Origin of the sequence: Sinomicrobium soli (assembly GCF_003285545.1) — a bacterium.
GTDB lineage: Bacteria > Bacteroidota > Bacteroidia > Flavobacteriales > Flavobacteriaceae > Sinomicrobium.
The window spans coordinates 50,898-73,625 of sequence record NZ_QLNV01000018.1 but is presented as its reverse complement, the minus strand read 5'-3'; the positions used below and the strand labels follow the sequence as shown (position 1 = coordinate 73,625).

The following is a 22,728-nucleotide window of genomic DNA, read 5'->3' as shown; positions in this document are numbered from 1 at the left end:
GTGGAAAACCCCGACTCCACTTCCTTTTTCAGGCTTTTGATGTAATGCTGGCGGGCGGCTTTGGTCACCGCCTTCATCTCGTCCTGTTGCTGTACCCCTGCCTCGGAAAGCTCATCGTTTAAAGAGCGTTCGCAGGCGAAAACCACAAAAAGCAGTAGCCCTGCCAACAGGGCAAGTTGTTTGTTTTTTTTCATCATTCAGCATAGTATTTTTAGTCCATATAAATAGTTGTAGGGGGTTATAATTCATGCTACTTTGATCAATATAAATAATATTTCCTATATATGAAATATTGTCTACTCCGATTTTCGGAGTTGACGCACAATCTGTTCCCGGATTTGATCTATGCATAATGAAGGAATTTTTATCGGTAGCGATAATATTGATTTTCCCCAGAAGGTTGCTTCTACGGTCTGTCCGGATGCCATGTAATACTCGAACAGGGCTGCAAATAGAAGGATTCCCGTTATGAAGAAGGGACGAATCTTTCTTCTTTTGTAAAGATGCCCCCAGCTTAGGATGGAGATACTGCACAGAATGGTCAATTCAACCCACAGCTTTTCAAACTGATGGTTGAAACAAGCGGCTGCGCATATGGTAATAAGTAAGGTGGGTGTTTTCCCCGGAGCATGCAGCGGATGCTACTCTGCTACGCCTGCTCGATAGGGTCTACCACGAGGTATGCTACCGGGCATACGATGTTCCGCCGGAGCACATCACCGTATTACAGGCCAAACTGGAAAAGGTATTGGCTATTGTAGACAACGAATTCCATACCTGCTATTACTCCTGTAAAAGGGAAATTGAGGACATAACGGAACGGGAGGGGAAAGAGAGCAGACCACTATCTGATATGGCCGAACGATTAAAAGATTTGTTGGATACAAGCCCTCTGCCGCATTTAAAAACCAGATTGTCAAGATATAAGATAGATGCCCGGAACTATAACTTACGAAATGCCATAAATGGCACCATAGGGTTGTATTTTAAAGAAGTGCAGGAGACTATGCAGTTTCTGGATGCATTGATGGATCTTTATGGTGAAATGGATATGGTGGCTGGGAATCTCGGGGAAAGTCCGGGAGTGATGAAATAGGGAAACGTCATTTTTATTATAGATACGGAAAACCGAAAATGACGGAACAGAGGCGGCTGAGTGTCCGTTGATTATTGAGTACCACGGATGTAAGGAAGGTTAGTATATCATTACCGCACATCGGGCTTATGCCCCGCTATCAGGTATGTAACAGCCCCAAAAACGGGGAACAGTAATATGATTATGGTCCAGGTTATTTTTGTATTGTATGCCACGGATGATTTGCTTAATTTAAACAAACCAAAGAGCATTATAGAGGGAATCAATAAGAGAAATAATAGTAAAAATAGCTGCCATATACCTATTGTAGAAGTTATTACCATACCCTGTTTTTAAATATTATAACAAATGTTCTGCCCGCTAAGAAGACACAAAATAAGTATTATTTACAGGTAATACAAATAATGTTGACGTAAAATCTTTCCAGTACCCGCTGTACTCGTTGGCAAGGAGTATCTGTCGTTATGTATGTATTGCGCTTCAGCAGGCACGATATGCTCATTAAATAAAATTAAAATCCGGTGCACGGATGGAAAATCCATTGTACTGAGAACAAAGTGTTTTATCGGGGCTCCAACGATATGTTTTTATGTGTCTTTGCCTGGTTTGGAAAAGAAGGTTCTGGAAATGGAACCATTGGACAGTAAGTATACTTCAAACCTCAAAAAAGTAAGTAAAAACTTTAAAAATATAGATTTATAAACTTACTTTTAGTATATTTATGCCAGTCTAACCAATAGATTGCTTTTTATGGATAGCGAGCATACCCCTGAGCATTACATTATTGCCTTGCTGGAAGAAATACTTACAGAGCTTCGCCATACCCGTAATACCCGGGCAGAGACCCGGCGTTATCTGGACAGTGCCGATATACAACAAAACTTTAATATCAGCGCCCGTACGCTACGGCGCATGCGCAAAAACAAGGAGATCCCTTTTGTAAAACTGGGAAAAAAAATTCTCTACTCCAAACAGAAAATAGAACGGCTGCTCCAAGAAAAGGAAAAGAAGTCTGCTTCTCATAAACCATAACGTCTGTGACCGTGTCACGGACCGGTAACCTGAAGCCTTGTTTACTACACTTATATCATACTATAACACTTTTAGAAGCTATTTAAACATCCCTTCGGCTAATTCACAACATCGTGTCCGGTTCTTTTACACCTGTATTTCTTCCGGCAGGAGCATTTCATATATCTTACTAACTACCCGTCTTATTATTTTTAAAGGCACGTGGTCCTGCCATATCATTTTTTAACCGGAAAACTCCGGATATCGATCGGCCCTGCTTCGATAATGCTTCGGAAAAACATCCATTTTTCCGAAATACTCCCCTGTTTTTTCCGAAGAAGACCCGAGGAAAACCAGAATGGTCCCGGACAAAACCGGACAAAACCGGCCGGAAGCGGACAAAGACGGCCACGGGTATACAAGCTGCAACACAACATGCTATATTGCAGTGTATTAACCATAAAATTTTTGCACATGGCAACAATTATGAAAGGAATCCTTGGCGGATTCTCAGGAAAAGTAGGTACCGTAGTGGGTTTTAACTGGCGTGGTAAGGATGTGATCCGTAGCCGCCCGAAACCCAGCAGCAAACCGCCTACAGACAAGCAGAAGCTGCAACAAATGAAGTTTAAGCTGGTGGTAGGCTTCCTGCAACCGCTAAAATCGGTGCAGCAATTGTTTTTCGGAACCCGGTCGGGGGTAAAATCGAGGGTAAATCAGGCGGTGGCCTATACCATTAACGAAGCGGTAGAGGTGATTAACGACCTGCCGGAGCTGGTGTACAACAAAGTGCTCATTACCCGTGGCGACCTGGCAGGGTTCCAGAACGTGGCACTGACCAACCAGACGGGAGGGGTGCTCAGCCTGAGCTGGGAAGACAACTCCATTCAGGGCAATGCCAGCGATACCGACCTGGTAAACCTGGTGTGTTACTGCCCGGAAACGGAGACTTTTGAGTTGTTCCTGCTCCTGGCGCAGCGCAGTGATCTTACCGCTACGGTAACCCTGCCGGATGTTTATGTAGGTAAGACTGTGGAGACCTGGGCTTATTTTAACAACCAGGACCAGGAGAAGGCATGTAACAGCCCTTACCTCGGTACGTTTACCATTACGTAATGGTCATGGCCTGTGATTTCTTAAAGCCGGTAGTTCTCCTTCATGTGATACTACCGGTTTTTTTATGGTAGCCATACTCCATATGTCTTTCAGACCGATCCCCTGTTTAAAAAGCGAAAGGTGTTTTTTATGTGTTCCCCGGTATTATTAAGTATCATTTCTGCCGCAGTCTCTCCCATTTTCTTAAAATCCGTACTTATTACGGTAATGCCCAGCAGTTCCTTGAGCGGGGTGTCGTTGTAGGAGATAATCCCCATATCTTTGCCAGGGGTCAGCCCCTGCTCTCTTACCTGTTTTACCAGGTTTACCAGATCGTTTTCTTCAATGGTTATGTAAACATCGCCGGATTGCGGTTCCATCTCGTCACTGACCTGATCCAGGACCTCAAAATCAAAGGAATGCATCAGGCAGAATTTCCGGAACCCATGCAGTATTCTGGACGGATAGGGGTGTACTGCTTTTGCTGGGTACACCAGTAACAGCCTGTCGTAGTTTTGTAGTCTTTCCAGGCCTTCGGTTAATGCCTGTATAATATCGTTTTCAAAATCCTGGTATACCGAGGCGTAATTTCCTGAAATCTCAGACTTGCCATTGTCGAGCAACAGTAATTTGTGCTTTGGTATTTTTTCCATCATCTTAAGGGCTTCTCTCATATGCCCGGCATATCTGAGGTCTTTATTCCTGAAATGCGGCATAATCACGTAGTAATCATACATGCCCATATTCTTTTCCAGTGTCTTTACAAAAAGATATTCTTCACAGTGATACACGGAAAGGTTTACATGCGCATTAACTCCTACAGCATTTACAAAGGCATTATAAATCTGTAATTTATAAGAACTTGGCTTATTGACCATAAATAGAATATTGACCCTGGAAATCAGGTCGGTCCTCGTGGTATAATATCCTTTTCCGGGAACAGAAATAATGATTTTCTTTTTCTTTAAAAGGTTATATGCCTTACCTACGGTATCTCTGGAAAGATAAAATTCATAACACACTTCATTGATGGAAGGTATTTTCTGACCTACTTTAAGAGTACCCCGTGTAATACTCTTGATAATGGATTCTGCAATCTGGACATATTTCGGAATTTCGGACTGCTCGTCTATATGAATATCCGTTAGGGGGGATGTTACATTCATAACCTGTGTTTTTATAAAAAATTAATTGCGACAACTGGTATATCATCGTTCATTCTCATTTCCTTACCGTAATGTCGAACCCTTCCGGGTTCCGGACCTTTACGGTATATCCTTCCGGTAGCTCCAGCGAATACTCCAGTTGGTTACCGGACCTTTCCCATTGCAGGCTGATCTTTTCGTCACCCACGGGAATAGCACCCTCACAAGTATTTAAATACGTCCGATCGAACCGCAGGGTTACCTCCTTTTTCAGATAATCTATTTGGTGTATGCCCAGTGCTCCCTGGTAAAGAAGGTGCGCCAGATAAGAGCCAAAACCGTGATTGCAGCTGGCATGGGTATCCATATGTTCCCATAAGGTGTTGGTCTCGTGGGCCATATCCAGAAAATAGCCTTTTATTTCCTTCAGCATCTGGTCGCTCTGCCGGTAGCGGTAGAGTATTTCCATTCTCAGGTAATTGCCTATAAAGGCATTGGCCTTGAACACTTTCGGGTACACGGTCTTGTCATCTCTGTCGGGACCGAATTCTGTAATGAGTTTTTTCCACAGTTCGGGATGGGTGTCCGGGGTGGCCACATCAAAAAAGAAGGCATAGTACTGGCCTACTTCCGATATATTGGGAGTAGGTTTTAACCGTCCTTTTTTATCCCGTAGGGCATTGTCTATAAAAAACGTGCCATTGAACGATTGCTCACGGACCTTCCGGGCGATCTTTTGCGCCTTGTCTTCCAGCTCCGGTTTATCATACAATCGGGCGGCTTCTGAAAGTGCCTTGCTGTATAATGCATTGGTAGGGTAGTTCACCCCCCTTACAAATTTATTGGCTTGCGACCACTCGATAAACTTCCAGCCCTTGAGGTTTTCCAGCAGGCCATCTTCGTTCTCAAAAGGGGTAAAATATTTCAGTACGCCCAATACGCTATCCTCCAGGTCTGCCACCAATTGCCGGTCGCCTCCCCGTTCGGCATATTCGCTGACCTGTATGACAAACCAGAGCGCCCAGTTGGGAATAAAGTTCCCATTCCTGATATCGGCAGGGTAAACCATCGGGACCATGCCTTCCGGCAGGTTGTCAAATGGGGTATACAGGGCATAATTCTGGTAATAATTATAGGCGATATCATCTTTCCCGGTAAATTCTTTTTCCACGATAGCCATAAAACGGCTGTCGCACAACCATCCGGCACGCTCCCGCTGGGGGCAGTCCATAAAGAGGTCTACACTGTTCTGCCGGAACGTCTGTTTACTGGCCTCAAATATCTTGTTGAGTGCTTCATCATCAGAAGCGTACACGGCAGCCTTATTCTCCGGGTAGGCATACTCACGGATATAGGCATCCCCGATCTGGCAGCTACCTTTGGCCACAGCGATCTTTAAAAACCGGAAGGTATAAGTTTCGAAAGATTCCAGGTCATAAGTACCGGGTTCCAGGTCATAGACCACCACATTGTTGATATTGGGCATCCGCTCTTTCGGGTTTACCTCGCCGTCCATAAGAATCTCGTCAAAGGTGAGATAAACGGTGGAAGGCTCGGTACATATTATCTTGCTACCGATAAAACCGGAAAGATTGGCACCGAAATCCAATGTATAAAATTCATCGGTCGCCAATTCCTGCGAAACCTGGGGGTCATGGACTTCTTCCAGTGTTTTGGTGATCATTTCCTGCATGCGCAGTGTTGGGGTAACGGTAAGTTCTTCTTCGGGAAACCCTTCTGTAAACTCCCCAAGGGCCTTTTTATGGTATTTTTCGGGTTTCTTTCGCTCCATAATACCTTGATGAAGTACCTTTTCTGCCCTGGTGATCTTAAAATCGGGCAGTTGCAGGTTTCTGTAAAGCAGTTTTTTTCCGGGATAAACAGCCAGTTCCACTTTATCTGATGTGGTCGCCCCACTCTTCCAGCTTTCAAAATCCTGATCCAGGTTATAATATTCAATAAAGGGCCTCTGCACACTATACCTCCTCACCTTTTGTATCCTGTTTCCTGGTTCGCAGGCCTCGAAACCGGTGTTACCTTCGGCACCGGTAGCGAGCAATACCTGGTCTCCGTCTCGTATTTCAGCCTGTAAAAAGGAAGGCTGGTCTAAAGTATAGAACGAATTGACATTATACCCGGCCACTTCGACGGTCACTATATTGTTGCCTTCTTTCAGATGGGGCGACAGATCGTATTCGTCTACCCTGTAATACCCGTGACTTGCCCGGGCGGGCCCGTACCCCAGGTGCTTGCCGTTGATAAATACGCGATAGAGTGAAGATCCTGTGATGCTGAGAAGCGGGTCGTCAGATATACCGGCCTTAAAGACACCCCTGAACCCGAGGGTGAGGTTCATTTCCGTTTCGCGACCCTTCGCCCATACGGCCTGTGCCTGTTTAAAATACTCGGGTTGGTGCGTTGACTCACTATCAGTGCGTTGCCTGTTACAGGACAAACAAGTGACAGCTATCAATAAAATCAGAAGTGTAATTCTCATATCAATGAATTAAGCCGGTTTAACTGGATATCATTTTACAGAAACTGCAAACTGCTTGTATTTTGACCTGTACTGATCTATGATCTTTTTATACCTTTTGTCATGTACCAGGTTATGTTCTTCATGGGGATCGTTCCTGAGGTCAAAAAACTCCTCATAATCATGTTCGGTATATTTCAGGTATTTGAATTCCCTGCCTACCACGCCTTCCGATTCGGGGATCTTCAGTCCCCCGAGATAATGGTGTTCGTAAAAGAACTCCTCTCTTTCCGGTATTCTCCCGTCGACCAGGCCGTACAGGTCCACACCCTGCATACTGCCAGGAACGGGGACACCTGCCAGGCCGAGAATGGTGGGGGCAACATCAATGTTCAATGCTATACCGGAGGATGTTACTCCTTTGTTTTTTTCTTTCTGCCGGGGATCGTAGATAATAAGCGGAACGCGGATGGACTCTTCATAACCGTACCATTTTCCCGCAAGGCCGTGTTCACCGAGAAAAAAACCGTTGTCTCCCATAAATATGATTACCGTATTATCGGCAATGCCCTTGTGTTCCAGGTCACGGACGAGCTTGCCGACCACATCGTCTACATGAGTGATCAGCCTGTAATAATTTTTTACGCTGGTCTCATACATGCTATCGTCTGCAAAGCGCATTTTCCACCTTTCCCTCGCGATATTGGTATCCGTACGAAAAAAATCCGGGAACCTGTTCCACGAATCGGCGGTTGCCGTTTCGGGCCTGGGCACGGTATCATCCTGGTAGTACTTTTTGTATTCCGGAGCTATGATAAACTGCCGGGGATCGTTATCCTGCACATGGGGGGCCTTGAAGCTAACAGACAGGCAGAAAGGTTCTTTCGCGGAATACCCCTCAACAAAATTCCGGAGGTCACGGCTGATCCTGTCTGTATCGTGAATCACCGAACCATCCGTATCCGTGGTTTCGTAATCCGGCTGGTGCTTGTCGGTACATTCCCAGAAATCAAAACGGTCTTTGGGCTGGTCCTTCGGGTTGCCCACTCCGTATTTACCGATAAACCCGATACGATAGCCCGAGGCTTTCAGCAGCATCGGGTATGTTTGCCGCAACTGCTGCGGGGTAAGGCTTGTCCTGAAATCATTGATCTTATGCCGGGATGCATATTGCCCGGTGAGCAAACTCGCCCGGCTTACGGCACAAATGGATGTGGTGACATAAGCATTGGAAAACAGTATCCCGTTCTCCGCCAGTCTGTCGAGATGGGGAGTCCGGATGAGCGGATTGCCCATGGCCCCCAGGGCATCCCACCGCTGGTCATCAGTCAGCAGAAAAATAATGTTGGGGCGTTTGCCATTCGTTTGTCCCTTAACCTGATAACCTGCGATAAAACAGGCTATCATCAGTAGTCTGGCCAAGGTTCTGTAATGATTGATTGACATCGTTCTTGTTGTTTTAAATGAGTTATTAAGTTATTGGGTTACTGAGTTATTGGGTTACGTGTTGTCTAAATAACTTAATAACCCAATAACCTGATAACTATATCTCAATGTTTTGCCCGGGTTCCCCATTCAAACCGTTTATCTTTGTCAAAACCGGGGTTTGGCCGGGGAAGTTCCGCCCCGGTATCTTTTTGCCATTGCTTCAGCAACCTGTACAGCTCTTCCTTTTTTCGGGGATACAAATCCGAAAGGTCTGTGGTCTCGCCGAGGTCTGATTTCAGGTGATACAGGGAAACCGATCCGGAGACCTGGTCTTCGATCAGTTTCCAGTCACCTTTCCTGACTGCTCCTGCCGGCACGTCGTGATGATACACCGGGTAGTGCCAGTACAGTGCCCGCTCCGGGTTGTACCGGTCCGACAGCAGTGCAGGCACAACGGATTCCCCGTCTATCGTTTGTCTGTCCGGCATTTTTACTTCTGCCAGTTTCAGAAAGGTCGGGTAAAAATCCACGCTGCTTACCAGCGCCTTCGAAACGCTTCCCGCCTTTATCTTACCCGGCCATTTCACCAGCAGGGGTACGCGGATACCTCCTTCGTAAACACTTCCTTTTTCTCCCCTGAGGGGTATATTGGAAGATGCGATATACTGCAGCGGATCGTCCTGGTATATTTCCTTCCGGGGATTGGCTATGAGCGGTTTTTTATCATACCGGCTGATCAGCCCTCCGTTGTCGGAGAAAAAAAACACTATGGTCCGTCCGCTCAGCCCCGCACTTTCCAGTTCTTCCATGATCCGGCCCACGCTGCGGTCGATATGCTCCACCATGGCTGCATAAATGGCATTGCACGGATAGCCTTCCGCCTTTTCCTTACGGAGGTATTTATCGATCAGGGGCTTGTCGGCATTCAACTGTACATGTACGTCAAAATGTGACAGGAAGAGGAAAAAGGGCTTGTTCCTGTTCTTTTGAATGAACTCGATACCGAAATCCGTGATCCTCTCCGAGAACCGCTTTTCCCGGCCCTCATCCCTCGATGGCGTAAAGTGGCTCCTGTAATATCCCTGACCGGTATTGGCGGTTTCAAAACCCTGGTTCATCGGGTGCATCTTTTCCATGCCCTTCCCCTCGCCAAGATGCCATTTTCCGAAATACCCTGTCACATAACCTGCATCAGTCAGTGCCTCGGCAAACGTATACACCTGCGGGGGCAGGTATTGTGTGCGGTTTTCCGGCACCTGTACTTTTTCATAAGGACGCCGGTGACCGGGAATAAAATCGATGATGCCCACCCGGGCAGGGTACTGCCCAGACATAATACTTGCCCGGGCAGGGGAGCAAACCGGTGCCGCAGCATAGGCTTCGGTAAACCGCATTCCCTCTTCGGCCATACGGGTAAGGTTCGGGGCTTCATTAAACCGGTTGCCATAGACGGGCAGATCGGCCCAGCCCAGGTCATCGGCCAGGATAAACACTATATTCGGACGTTGACTCCCGCTTTCCGGCTGCGACCTGACACCCATTGTCATAAGCACGGCAATTGCGGGCAGGACCCATATTCTGTATGTTGTGATCATTTTCATGATACCGTTTTTTTATTCACAGGTAAAGACATATTTTCCGCTGCCTGCCTGTAGTACGGTATACCCGGGCTCTTCAGACAGTATTGTCAGGCCGTCTGCCTTACGCAGAGGGCGGCCATCGACACGAATGTTGTTTTTTCCGAAAGCGGGAATATAAACTTTTGCCTTTGTGTTTACAGGGATCTCTATGTCCATACGCAATGTGTTGCCTTTGATCTGCCAACCCGATGAGATCTTTCCGTTTATACTCCTGTAGCTTCCCTGCATGGCTTTCATTCGGGCGCTGACCTGCGGCCTGATAATAATATTCCGGAACCCTGCGCCTTCTGTCTCTATGCCCAATCCGTACCGGAACATCCATTCTGCAACGGCTCCGAAAGAATAGTGACTAAAGGAGTTCATTCTGGCATTGTTTCCCCCGCCACCCCCGAATCCGTCTTCGCGGGTATAGCTGTTCCACCGTTCCCAGATGGAGGTACTACCGTTTTTGATGGAATAGCCCCAACTCGGGTACTTTGTCTGCATAAACAGGTCGTAGGCCAGGTCTGAATATCCGTTTTCGGACAATGCCAGCATCACATGCTTGGTGCCCAGGAAACCTGTTGAAAATACATCCCCGTTGTTTCGTATCATGGAAGCGAGCCGGGCAGCACCCCTTGCTGCCAGATGTTCGGGATACAGGTCAAAACACAGTGCAAGGGCATAGGCCGTTTCCGTATCGTCGTTCGTGATGATACCGTCTTCTCCGATATATTTTTCGACAAAAGCTTTTTTGATATGTTCGAACAACTGTGCGTAATAGCCGGCGTCTTCTTCGTTCCCTATGGCCCCGGCCATTTCCGACATCAGCCTGGCATCATGGGCAAAGTAGGCTGCCGCGACAAAACCGTCGGACACCTGTTGCCCCACCGCGAGCCAGTCGCCGAAATTCATTCCCCCGGGCGGGCGGATATAACCTTCACTGGCTTCGAGCTGGAACTCCATAAATTTCTTCATCCCTGCATACATTATCTCAATGATACGGGTATCTCCGTACATCTCATACAAGGTATGGGGTACGATAATCCCGGCATCCATCCAGCCCGGCGAGAACTGGTCGGCACGGGAGTAGGGAAAAGGTGCATAATTCGGGTAAGCACCGTAAGACCGTTGGGCATCGTCAAGATCGGCCAGCCATTTGGTAAAGAACGAGGCCACATCTGCATTATAAGCTGCCGATCGCACATAGATCTGGGCATCTCCGGTCCAGCCGAGCCGTTCATCCCGTTGCGGGCAATCTGTGGGAACCTCAAAGAAATTGGCGAACTGGGTGGTGAGTATGTTTTCATACAGGGTATTGTTCATCTCGTTGCCTGCACGAAATGTACTTGTTTGCGGGGTTGGTGAATTCATGACGATACCTGTAACTGCATCCTTCCCGGGCCTTTCCGTCAACCCGGAAATCTCGACATACCGAAAACCGTGATACGTGAATTTCGGGGTCCATTCTTCGACACCTCCGCCCTTAAGCGTATAATAATCGGTGGCTCTTGCCTTTCGCAGGTTCTCCGTCATCAGGGTACCGTTGTCGTGTAGCATTTCCCCGTATCTCAGGGTGATCTTCTGCCCGCGTTTGCCCTCGGTCTTCAGCCTGACCACTCCTGCAAAATTCTTCCCGAGGTCGAAAATATATACCCCTTTTTCCGGTTCCGCAATGCTTAGCGGCTGAATTTCCTCTATATGGCGTACGGGTTCCGTGGGATAGGCCTCCAGTTTTCCTTCGGGCGGGAATGAAGGGCGGGATTGTTTCCAGGTTTCCGCATCGTATCCCGGCCTGTCCCAACCGGGCATTTCCATCCGGGCGTCATAAGACTCTCCCATCAGTATATCTGCCTCCCTGACGGGGCCCTGGCTGGCTTGCCAGCTTTGATCGGTAGCGATAATTTCCCGGCTGCCGTCTTCATACTCTACTTCCACCTGCCCGTATACGGCCGGATCGACACCGTAAAACTCCCTTACCCTTTCATTGCGGATCAATAATGCAAACCCGATATATCCGGCATACCACCCGTCTGCTACAACGGCACCTACTACATTTTCTCCCCTGACCAGCTGGTCGGTGATATCATAAGTCACATAGTAGATACGTTTGTCGTAATCTGTCCAGCCCGGTGCAAAATGGTCTTGCCCCACTTTTTTACCGTTCAGGCGCAACTCGAAAATCCCGGCTGAGGTAAAATAGGCCCTGGCCTTTTTTACTTTTTTGTCCAGAGCAAATGATTTCCGGAAATACCGTGCCGGGGGCAGGTATAGTTCCTTGTATTTATCCTTGTTGTTTACCCCGGTCCGGTGGGTGATCCATGTGCCGCTCCAGTCGGCATACCGCATCAGGCCCATAGACCAGTATGCAGGCTCACTCCACGCAGATACCTCATCGTCAGCGTTCCATACCCGGACTTTCCAATAGCAGTCCTGCCGGGAGAGGAGTTCCCGCCCGGAATACGGCAGCTGATTGGTCAGGGCAGACGCTACTTTACCGGTATCCCATAAGTCGGCCTCATCGTTATTCAGCTTCTCTATTGATGACGCCACCATAACCTGGTAGGCACTCTGGTATTGATTTTTCTGATCTGAATGCAATTCCCAGCTCAGGCGGGGCGATGTAACGTCTATCCCCAATGGGTCGACCTTGTATTCACAACGCAGATACCCCGGGGCTATTTTCCCGTTTTCCCGGGCGTTGCCGGTATATATTCCGGAGACCAGGATTACGATCAATAACAGGTATGGTTTCATATGCTTTATATTCTTATTAGTCCGTTCGCCTCATGCCAGTCGGCCCGTTGGCTCATTGACACATTAGTACATGATCAAATTACCACCCCGGATTCTGATGCCCGGCTATATTCGGGTTGGTCTGAATTTCCGACAGGGGGATCGGGTACAACTCAAATTTGGGATCGTAAACCGTACCGAACAATTGCGCTTCAAAACCGGTTTCTATCGTTTCCTGTACTTTGCCCATTCGCCTGATATCGAATACTTCGTGGAACTCGAAGGAAAACTCCCAGAACCGTTCTTTGTAGATCAGTTCTCTGAATTCTTCCGGGGTATTTGCTGCCTGTTGATCGTAGGTATCGGCATGTGCCCTTTCCCTGACCTCATTAAGATAATCAAATGCTGTGGCATTCGGGCCATTCAGTTCATTTTCTATTTCGGCCAGCATCAGTATGACATCAGAAAACCTGTAGATGATTATATCTGTTTCCCCATCAACATTATTCATTGCCGGGTCCTGGTATTTGGCCTGGGCCATACCGTTCCTGGGATCTCCATAAGGACCGAGGTTTCCGTTGGGCAAGGGTTTTCCGAAAACAAATACCTGATTGGTTCCTTTCGCCGTATAGCGTTCCAGCCAGGTAACATCCCTTCTGACATCTGTGGCGTCGTAAGACTGGTAAAATTCCTGCGTACATCCGCCGTGATACTGGCCGGTTCCACCAAAAGGCGAACGAAGAGGGCCCCAGATATGCGCCATTCCTGTTCCCTGGCCACCTACTACCCTGCTTTGCTGTACTGCAAAAACAATTTCTGCATTCAATTCATTGTCCAGGTCAAAAATATCTGCGTAGTTATTCAACAGGTCATAGCCGTATTTACCTTTATTGGCATACAGATCTGACAGCAGGTCATGGGCTTCCTGTAACCCGGAATCATCATCCATCGGTTTTCCGGCCATGGTCAGGTAAACCTTGGCCAGTAAAAACTTGGCGGTCCCTGCGGTCACCCTTCCCTTTTTATCTTCGGCCCTGCTTGCCGGGAGCTTCTCGGCGGCCTCCTTGAGGTCTTCAATAATAGCATGGTACACCTGCTCAACAGGTGCTCTTGGCTGGTTGATATCATCCAGGCTTTTGGTCTCCTTCAGCAATAAGGGCACACCACCGAACAGCCGTACCAGGTTAAAGTAATTATAGGCCCGAAGCCATTTTGCCTCTGCAACCAGTTGCTCCTTCAGGGTCTCATTCATCTCTATGTCCGGAATCCGGCCGATGGCTGTATTTGCCCGGTTTATCATATCATAAACTGCGGCCCAATACGGCCCGATAACCTGAAAATTAGAGGAATCGAAGGTATAATTCGAAAACATTCGCCTCACCGGCAACCTCGATGCTGCGTGCGGGGCCGGCATAAAGGTAAGCGATGTGAAATAGGTGTCGTGAAACGGACGCCTGTTCAATCCGTTGTATATCGCGATCACAGCTGCATCGGCATCAGCTTCCGATACATAAAAGTTATTCGGGCTCAGCTCGGAATACACTTCTTCGTCCAACGAAGTACAACCGGCCAGTAAGAGCACCAATATCAGGCTATTTATAATCGTCTTCATCTGTTTATTTTTTTTTATTAAAATCCTATTTTAACTCCGAACTGGTACATTCTTGCACGGGGATACGATGCAAAGTCGATACCCGGGGCAAGGTTATTCTGTCCGAATATCCCTACTTCGGGGTCGAAGCCGGAATAATTGGTAATGGTCAATAAATTATTGGCAGTAACATATAATTCCACATTCCGGATGACATCATCGGGCTTCATCTGTAATCTGTACCGCAACGAAACATTTTTCAGGCGGATAAACGATGCGTCTTCTACAATGGCGCTACTGGGATGCAGGTTGCTTTGCTCCATCCCTGCAGGCCACCTGGGATTGTTGTGTTGATTTTCAACAGTCCATCTTTTTTCTCCCCACTCCTGCAACTGATTATTGAGCATTCTTCCCGATGCGATAAAAAGACGGTCTACATTCATCATATCGTTGCCATAGGACCCCTGGAAAAACAGGTTGAGTGAAAATTGCTTGTAGGATATATCATTATTCCACCCGAAAATAAACTTGGGGTTGGGGTTTCCGATAATAACGCGGTCGTCCGGGGTAACCACCCCGTCTCCGTTCACATCCTCAAATTTCCAATGGCCAAGCCCCCTGTCACTATTCAATAATGGTACGGAGGGATTGCCATTCTGATCAAAATCCGACGGCTGGATCAGGCCAATGACATTGTAACCGTAAAAACTGCCATAGGGTTCTCCTTCCCGCATAATATTACCCGGTACGGCAACAATATTACGGGCAAGATCAGGCCCGTAGATATCTGATCCGTCGCCTCCGAGTTTCAATATTTCAGACCTGTTAAAGCTTATATTGAAATTCGGGTTCCAGACCACATTTTTACCGATCTCTCCACTGACCGTGACTTCGAGCCCCTTATTCTCAAGCGACCCGATATTTCTCCTGGTTGAAGTATATCCTGCCGAAGGAGATAACTGGAAGTCCTGCAACAGATCGTCTGTCCTTTTATAATAAGCATCTACAGTAATATTCAGCCTGTTGCTGAACAGGCCCATATCGAGCCCTATATCGGCCTGTGTAGTCTTTTCCCATCGCAGATCAGGGTTCCCCAAAACAGAAGGAGCTACCCCAGACACCACATCTCCCCCTACCACATAGTTGGCATTTCCCAACCGGGACAGTGAACCGTAAGGCGGTATGGCCTGGCTGCCGGTATGGCCGTAACTGGCCCTTAGTTTCAGGTTGGAGAACACATATGAATTTTTCATGAAATTCTCATTGGATACGGCCCATGCCACAGCCGCCGACGGAAACACACCGTACTTTTGATTCTCTGAAAACACACTGGACCCATCTATCCTTCCTGAGAGTGTGAGGAAGTATTTACGTTTATAATTGTAATTGACCCGAAGGTAATACGACTGCAGTTCGCGTTTTATCTTCGACGTAGCCCAGACCGTAGGCAAAAGCCCGAGATGGAGCCCGTCGGTGCCCAGGTTATCTGTCGGGAAATCCTGGACACCGTTATTCACCCGCTTTTCTACATTGTGCTGCCAGGAAAAACCACCGGCGGCATCGATATGATGCTGTTTTATTTCCTTGCTGTAATTGGCAAAGGTCTCTAAGAGGTAGTTGTTGAACTGAAAGGTGTTTAAAATTGCCCTCCCGTTAAACAATTCTCCCTGGGCAGTGGTAGATGGCCAGAATATGTCTCTTCTGTTATTCTTGTTGTTTGCCCCGGCCCTCAAGTTAAGTTTCAGACCAGGAAATAAGTCATAAATCGCATGAATATTCATCAGCAGATTTTCGTCGCTGGTCTCATTTGTTTGCTCTCTCAGCAACGACAAGGGATTCTGAAACTGCGGATTCTCATCATCGATCTCAGACAATTCCCCGTCTTTCGCAGCAGGATTTGCTTTATAGGCGTTAAAGATAGCCCCGGGCGTGGTTATGTAGCCACTCCCTTCGTTCGACCTGTTGCTCAGTGATCTTGCATAATTTATATTAGTGTTCAGGGTGAGTTTATCGCTCAGGGTATTATTGAGGTTTACCCTGATGTTCCCCCTGTTGAAATCGGTGTATTTCATGACCCCTTCTACCTTGGTGTAATTGGTGGATATAAAATACCTGGACGCCTTGGTCCCGCCTGATATTCCCAGCTGATAACGATGGGAAGCTCCTGTTCTGAGTATCTGTGAGATCCAGTCTGTTGTAGGAAGATCTGTCCAATGCGGGCGGCCGTCGAGGCCGTCATATTTAGGCTGGTTTCCGTTTGCGACCCTTTCTTCATCCTTCAGCCTTCCGAAATCCGGCCCGTTCAGTAATTCAGGAAAATCCGGAACACTGGACATAGTCAGCTCAGATGTAAAGGTTATCCTTGTTTTCCCTACTTTACCTCCTTTAGTAGTGATCATGACCACCCCATTGGCACCCCGGGCCCCGTATATGGCTGTTGCGGAAGCATCTTTAAGCACCTCTATGGATTCAATTTCATCGGGGTTGAGGAATGACAACGGGTTTCCTCCCTGTCCCGTATGACTGTCCCCGTCTGCTTCTCCCGATTCCGCCAGCGGGTATCCGTCGAGTACGATAAGCGGTTCGTTATTCCCCGAGATCGAATTAGATCCCCTGATCCGGATAGAAGCTCCGCCTCCGGGTTCAGCCGAAGTACTGGTGATATGTACTCCTGCGGCCCTGCCCTGCAATGCCTGGTCCATAGTCAGTGCAGGAGCTTTCTCGATATCACTGGCCGTTACCGAAGAGACCGAGCCTGTAAGATCGGATTTCCGCTGGGTACCGTATCCCACTACTACCACTTCGTCCAGGGCCTGTGCATCTTCTTTCATGGTAATATTAATCTCTTCCCTGCCTTCCACGGTTATTTTCTGTGTCTCATATCCCATATAGGAAACGATCAGGACCGCACCTTCCTTTACCCCGGAAAGCGTAAATTTCCCGTCAAAATCGGTAAGGGCACCGTTATTGGTCCCTTCCACCCTGATACTTGTGCCTATCAACGGTATTCCTCCTGTATCTACTACCGTACCACTGACAACTATTTCCTGCTCATCTCCGGTTCCTGTAAAAACCGAAGCCTGCATGCCGTACGTGCCCGTTCCCAGAATAAAGAACAGACACCATATTACCTTTTGATAGGTGATAAACTTCCTCATAATTTTGGTCTTATTATTGATTGATTCTGTTTTTGTGATATGTGTTACTTACTGTTTATGGTGCGATGGGGAAGGCCACCCGCCGCATTACGGTATTGCCCATGGGAACCAGGGATGCATTGACCTTATTTCCGTGCATATCTTCAAACCGGGTCCTGATCTTTAAAACCGGTTGATCGAACGGGAATTCCACATCCCTCGGGTGCTCCTTTCCGGCGAATCCGAAAGAGGCGTTTCGCGGCAACCGGTAATTCCAGCCTTCCCGGTCGGTGCTCGTTACTTTCCATTGATAGAAACCACTGTCGCCATGCTCCTTTAACTTCTGCCTGGTATAGGGAAAAGCAAGGGCATACAGCAACGGGCCCCGTTGTATGAAATATTGCTGATTCCCGGTTTCATCCACATCTGCGACCTGCTCTATGTCAAAATCGAACCGTACCCTGACCTTATCTCCCGTTTTCCAGACTTTCGTCAATGTAACGGTCTGCCCGGTAGTGTCTATCCTTGCATCCCCGGCACCACTGATATCTGCCGCGGCACCGAACGGTTTCCTGAATGTGAAGGTGAATGCCGTGGGGCGTTCTACGGTAAAGACAAAATCGATCTCGTCTTCAAAGGGGTAGGCGGTCTGTTCTTCTATATTCACCTTCGTCCCCTTCACGGTGGCAGCATATGACGAAGGGCCGAACATTACGGCGGCAACTCCTGTTCCATCGGCTTTATCCATCCACATTCCCTGAATATAATAAGGCATAACCCTGCCCGAATTAAGTGCACAGCAGGAAGCTGCATAGTGATTGCTGTCGAAAGTATACCTGCCCAGCTTTTTTTTGGGCTCAATAGCTATACGGTTGTCTTTGGTCAGGTAGCTTATAGCCGACAGGTCGGCAAAACGTGCTCCCTGGGCAGCGTTGAAAACCGCTCGTTCGGTCCGGTCGGCCAGTTTCATATCTCCCGAAAAACCGATCATGCTGTTAAACGGGCTGATAAGTTCCGTAATTCCACAGTATTCATAGGCTTCACCGGCAGTACCTTTTCGTTCCTCCACATCCTCATCGGCTCGCATCGCACCGCTTGGCGTGGTGGCATAATTGAGCTTATACATGGCATTGCGGGTATATTGCTCATATTCCGGAGAAGGGTATAATGCCTGCAACCAGAAAGGAGCCATAAACCCCTCGGCAATATGAGCCCCGTGATCGGAAAAATAAGGTTTTTCGGCCTTGAGGCGTTTTGGTGCGAGGTCTTCGATATTCGTCTCCGCCCGGTCGAGATCGGCATACAGCTTTTTTGCAAATTCAGCATATGCCTTGTCTCCCGTGGTGCGGTACAGCCATTCCAGTATTTCGAAATATCCTACACCGTGGCCTGTACCTCCGTCTGTTCCCGTGGCAAAAGGGTTTTTGTTACGGTATTTTTCCATGGTAAGGCGTACTGCTTTTTTTAAATGATCGAGTACACGCTCTTCACCCGTAAATTCATAATAGGCCGCAAGTGCGACCATAATCCGGCTCTGTGTCCACAACTCCCCGTTGGGCCCGGTAAAATTGTAACGGGTATGCGGGGTGTTACCTTGCTGGTAAATACCGATATACCCGGATGCATCGGTATTGTTTATGATCTCATTCACCCAGGTGCGTGCACTGTCTGTATACTGCTCGTTTCCTGTAAGGTAGGCCATCCTGATTATGGCATCTTTCCAGTATCCTTCGTGTTCGCCGCTCCACCATTCCTTCCTGTCGTCATATGTACGGTCGTTACGCCTGTTCTTATGGACAAACAGGTTATAGGTTACGGTATTGCTGATCCGGCCGAAACTACTGATAAGCCCTTCTTCCAGGTCCCTGCCTACCTGGTTTTTTATCCAGCCCATCGGTTTTATGGCCCCGGCCTTTGCCAGCTGGTAGGTGTATGCATCTTTTTCCTGTGCCACGATATCCGGGAACACCCCTATCAATAATCCGAATAAGGTGACTATGTGTATTCTCTTTTTCATCATTTGGTATTCTTTTGCTTTACCCTGCGGGGTTACAGCATTTTTGTGATCTGTATTTTCTTTTAATACTGTAAAACTCCCGGATATATATCCAGCACGTAATCTACATGGTCCCGGGGCAGGTTTTTTATGACGATCTTTTGCAGGTCATCGTCCCAGGTGATCCCGGGACTACCGGTTTCTTCTTCTGATGCTGCCTGAAAAAGCCGGTCTTTTTGTAACGGGTCATAGACAAATTTCCATGTGCCGTTATTCACAGACAGTGTAAAACCGTCGGGATAGTGGCGGTTGGCTCCGACAAAGACTTCCGTGTTTCCCTTTTCTTTTTCATAGGAAAATTTCACTTTAAGGTGCCGCCCGGCAAATCCGTAATTAAAATGTTTCAGCCTCCCCGCGACTTTTGAGGGAAACGGCCTTGCTATGATGTCTGTTATATATTTCCGTTCTGCGGTTCCCACGGCCACACTGTCCTGAAATATGGCCCATGTAAATTTTCCGACAGGGTTGCTCCCTTTCCACCGCGATCCCAGGAACCAGGCTTTTATCGTAGCCATTCCCAGAGAATCCGTGATCCGGGCTGTCTCCCTGTAGGCATCGCCATACTTTTGCTGTTCGCTGATATCCCGATCGGTAAGATCGTAGGTTGCAGAGCCCCATTCTCCGAGGAACAGGGGAGCACCGGACAGCTCTGCTTCTTTTTGATACCGGTGAAGGGTTGGCCGTATGGCCGGAAGGTTTAACTGGTACATATGCGGTGCAAACATGATCTTCGGCCGCCGGATGTTTTCCTTTGTTTCCCAGAACGGTATTTTCTGTTTTGCGCGGTCAGGATTTTTTTCCATAAGGATCGGCTGGTAAAGCGCCCATTTTGTGGTATCGACTGCCCGGAGACTATCGATCATCCGCCGGTACAACGGGACCAGGTATTTCTCCTGGACCTCATCATAGGAACCTTCAACATCCCCTTTATGAGGTTCGTTGAGCAGGTCGTAGCTATATACATAGGGTTCTTCCTTGTATCGCTTCCACAAATGTTTCCATCCCCGTATCACCACATCCTGTGTATTGTCTTTATTCTGCCAGAGCCGGCTCCATATTCCCTTTTCATCAGATTTTCTTACCCTGTAAACCGTCATCTTAAACCCGGTATACATCCCGAAGGTTTTGCCGAGGGAAACCATCCTGTCGAGTTCTTTGAGATATGTACTGTCGAGGGTATACCCGGGCCATGCGCCCAGCCGGGCCATGTCGAGCCTGATGACCTGGAAGTTGGCGCCCATGCGGGCTGCTCTCTGATAGTCTTTTTTCGTATACCTTATCGTTCCCAGAAGGTCTTCGGTATTCATCACAAATCCCCTCGGAATAAACTGCCGTCCTTCACCCGGTTCAAAATAAGAGTACCGGTAAGTATGCGACTGTTGTTGCCCGTAACCGCTTGCGGCCGGAAAGAATACAGCAAGGAGAATTCCGGAAATAAGGCTCAGGTTTATTTTTAATGATCTGTACATAAGCATACGGTACTATAATTGATCTGATTTCGTATATTCATAAAAGGCGCCGGACATCCGGAACAGTATCCGGATACCGGGCTTTAAAAGGTATTGTGACTATGGTGCAACCTCTATATGATCTATATCCAGGGTTCCCGACCCGCTTGACATATCGGGCCAGACCAGTTTTACCTTATCTACGGTCCCCGTCCATGCGGTATTCGTTCCCAGGTCAAGAACATAATTGGAATATTCGCCGGCATTGCCTATAATATTCAGTTCTTCGCTAAGGGGTTCCGAATAGGCATCTTCTAACTGGTTTGCCCAATACACCTTTAATTTGCGCGCCGGTGTGTTGTTCCTGATGGTCAGGTATATTTTCGGGTTTGATGAGGCATCGATATTCAAACCGGTATCCAACCCCTTATGATGAGTATCGTCCAGCGCAAATGCGGGAGGGCCATCGTCCTGGGCTGCATCGAGCTCCAGTTGTACATAAGTCCCGAAACGGGTCATGCCTGCCAGGTCGTTATGAGAGCCTTCGGCCGGTATTCCCGAGGTACTTCCGTCAAATTTCCATTCATACGGACCTGCATCGGTCACTTCGGTATTATTACTGAAGGTGATGTTGGGAGTTACATTGGGGCGGACGAGATAGAAACTTACTCCCGGCACCCGGGTATAGGTATTTCCGCTTATCTCGGTAGGTCCGTTGGAATCTACCAGGGGGTCTGATATCCATATCTCACAATCTTCGGGATGGTGTGCGGACTGGTTATTGTGGTGAAAGGTATTATTCAGCACGTAGTTCCGTTTGTTGTATTTTACGGGCCCGTTCTGATTCAGGGTATAAAAGAACATCATTGCCGGGCCGTCACAATGGTGCAGGTAACAGTTGGAAACCGTACATTCTACCACATGCCCTTCAAAATCGATAGCTTCACCATCCGGCCCATTGGGAGCTTTTCGGTGTACATAACCAATTTCGGTGTTTTTAACTTCAAAATCGCGGGTCCTTCTCAAAAGTACCGCACACGATCCGTTCTCGGCTTCTCCGGTATAAATGTCCAGCATGGTACAGTTGTCTATATACCCGCCTTTGGTCCAGCGGGGAAGTATGGCTGTCTTGACAGTGGAGGTGATGTCACAATCGGCTATTTTCAGGTCCCATATCGGATAGGTCTCAAAATCGATCTGTGTCAGGTTGGAAAAGTATTCACAGTTCAAAAAGACTTCGCTGCCTACCGAGGTACAATCTTCGACCAGGATATCCTTAATATTATATTCGAATGCCGTGGTTACATCTTTCTGGTAATCGCCTGTGATCCGCACACAGGTTCCTCCCCCGTTAAAATCACAATCCCGTATCCGTACATATTCCCTCCCGTTCCTGAAAGGATATATGAGCGTAATTCCGGTAGTATTATCATCAATCTGTAATCCTTCAATAACATACCCTGAAGAGTTGGCAATAAAAATTGCCGCATTCGTATTGTCACTGATCACGGGTTTTGGTCCGGACCCGTATGCCGTAATGGTCACCGGGTTTTCCGGAGTTCCCTGTTTACCCGATAGCTGTATACGCTCTCCCGACCATTGATCGCCGCGCTTTAAAAGTATGGAATCTCCGGCTCCGGTGATCATACCGGCCGCCTTGGACAAGGTCTTAAAAGGAGTGGCCGCACTGAGCCCGTCGTTGGCATCCGATCCGCTGGTACTTACATAATAAGCTGTTGCAGGGCCTCCTGACAAACCTGAAACAAGTTGTTCTTCATGAGTTATCTGTTCGTCGGTTTCAAAAACCTTTTCATCCGTACACCCCCATTGAAAAAGGATCAGCATAAACAGAAGATGGATCTTATTTTTTTTTGGTTTCATAATGTATTG

15 protein-coding genes are annotated in these 22,728 nt (G+C 47.8%); 3 read left to right on the top strand and 12 right to left on the bottom strand.

What is annotated here, in order from left to right; all coding sequences use genetic code 11:
* Positions 1–197 (bottom strand): hypothetical protein (locus DN748_RS16980; RefSeq protein WP_146746637.1); only part of this gene is annotated, 197 nt, incomplete at its 3' end.
* A gap of 416 nt (positions 198–613) precedes the next feature.
* Here DN748_RS16980 and DN748_RS16975 point away from each other — a divergent pair.
* On the top strand, positions 614–1,096 hold the full coding sequence (locus DN748_RS16975) for a hypothetical protein (RefSeq protein ID WP_112373029.1): 483 nt from the start codon (positions 614–616) through the stop codon (positions 1,094–1,096).
* Positions 1,097–1,206: 110 nt separating this feature from the next.
* On the opposite strand, the gene DN748_RS19455 is transcribed toward DN748_RS16975, so the two are convergent.
* The gene (locus DN748_RS19455; RefSeq protein WP_410528319.1) at positions 1,207–1,347 is read right to left on the bottom strand and encodes a PLDc N-terminal domain-containing protein; all 141 of its coding nucleotides are present in this window, start codon (positions 1,345–1,347) and stop codon (positions 1,207–1,209) included.
* A 499-nt stretch (positions 1,348–1,846) separates the two neighbouring features.
* Here DN748_RS19455 and DN748_RS16965 point away from each other — a divergent pair, with 499 nt between their 5' ends.
* Together DN748_RS16965 and DN748_RS16960 are read left to right on the top strand one after the other, a co-directional pair.
* The gene (locus tag DN748_RS16965) at positions 1,847–2,128 is read left to right on the top strand and encodes a helix-turn-helix domain-containing protein (RefSeq protein WP_112373027.1); all 282 of its coding nucleotides are present in this window, start codon (positions 1,847–1,849) and stop codon (positions 2,126–2,128) included.
* A 453-nt stretch (positions 2,129–2,581) separates the two neighbouring features.
* The gene (locus DN748_RS16960) at positions 2,582–3,223 is read left to right on the top strand and encodes a DUF6266 family protein (RefSeq protein WP_112373033.1); all 642 of its coding nucleotides are present in this window, start codon (positions 2,582–2,584) and stop codon (positions 3,221–3,223) included.
* Between the two features lie 89 nt (positions 3,224–3,312).
* On the opposite strand, the gene DN748_RS16955 is transcribed toward DN748_RS16960, so the two are convergent.
* From DN748_RS16955 to DN748_RS16910, 10 genes are all read right to left on the bottom strand, one after another.
* Positions 3,313–4,368, bottom strand: coding sequence for a GntR family transcriptional regulator (locus tag DN748_RS16955; RefSeq protein WP_112373026.1), 1,056 nt, complete (start codon positions 4,366–4,368; stop codon positions 3,313–3,315).
* A 55-nt stretch (positions 4,369–4,423) separates the two neighbouring features.
* Complete coding sequence (locus tag DN748_RS16950) at positions 4,424–6,844, bottom strand: alpha-L-rhamnosidase-related protein (RefSeq protein ID WP_112373025.1); 2,421 nt, start codon at positions 6,842–6,844, stop codon at positions 4,424–4,426.
* A 30-nt stretch (positions 6,845–6,874) separates the two neighbouring features.
* The gene (locus DN748_RS16945; RefSeq protein ID WP_112373024.1) at positions 6,875–8,269 is read right to left on the bottom strand and encodes a sulfatase family protein; all 1,395 of its coding nucleotides are present in this window, start codon (positions 8,267–8,269) and stop codon (positions 6,875–6,877) included.
* Between the two features lie 104 nt (positions 8,270–8,373).
* A complete protein-coding gene (locus tag DN748_RS16940; protein WP_201741511.1) occupies positions 8,374–9,852 on the bottom strand; it encodes a sulfatase in 1,479 nt (492 codons plus the stop codon).
* 12 nt (positions 9,853–9,864) lie between these two features.
* Positions 9,865–12,627, bottom strand: a complete 2,763-nt coding sequence (locus DN748_RS16935; protein ID WP_112373023.1) for an alpha-L-rhamnosidase — start codon at positions 12,625–12,627, stop codon at positions 9,865–9,867.
* A 79-nt stretch (positions 12,628–12,706) separates the two neighbouring features.
* Positions 12,707–14,218: a RagB/SusD family nutrient uptake outer membrane protein gene (locus DN748_RS16930; protein WP_112373022.1), complete on the bottom strand. Its 1,512-nt coding sequence runs from the start codon at positions 14,216–14,218 to the stop codon at positions 12,707–12,709.
* Between the two features lie 17 nt (positions 14,219–14,235).
* Complete coding sequence (locus DN748_RS16925; RefSeq protein ID WP_112373021.1) at positions 14,236–17,355, bottom strand: SusC/RagA family TonB-linked outer membrane protein; 3,120 nt, start codon at positions 17,353–17,355, stop codon at positions 14,236–14,238.
* Between the two features lie 55 nt (positions 17,356–17,410).
* On the bottom strand, positions 17,411–19,354 hold the full coding sequence (locus DN748_RS16920; protein WP_112373020.1) for a beta-L-arabinofuranosidase domain-containing protein: 1,944 nt from the start codon (positions 19,352–19,354) through the stop codon (positions 17,411–17,413).
* 59 nt (positions 19,355–19,413) lie between these two features.
* Complete coding sequence (locus tag DN748_RS16915) at positions 19,414–20,859, bottom strand: cellulase family glycosylhydrolase (protein WP_161554594.1); 1,446 nt, start codon at positions 20,857–20,859, stop codon at positions 19,414–19,416.
* A gap of 99 nt (positions 20,860–20,958) precedes the next feature.
* A complete protein-coding gene (locus tag DN748_RS16910) occupies positions 20,959–22,719 on the bottom strand; it encodes a right-handed parallel beta-helix repeat-containing protein (RefSeq protein WP_112373018.1) in 1,761 nt (586 codons plus the stop codon).
* Between the last annotated feature and the right edge of the window lie 9 nt (positions 22,720–22,728).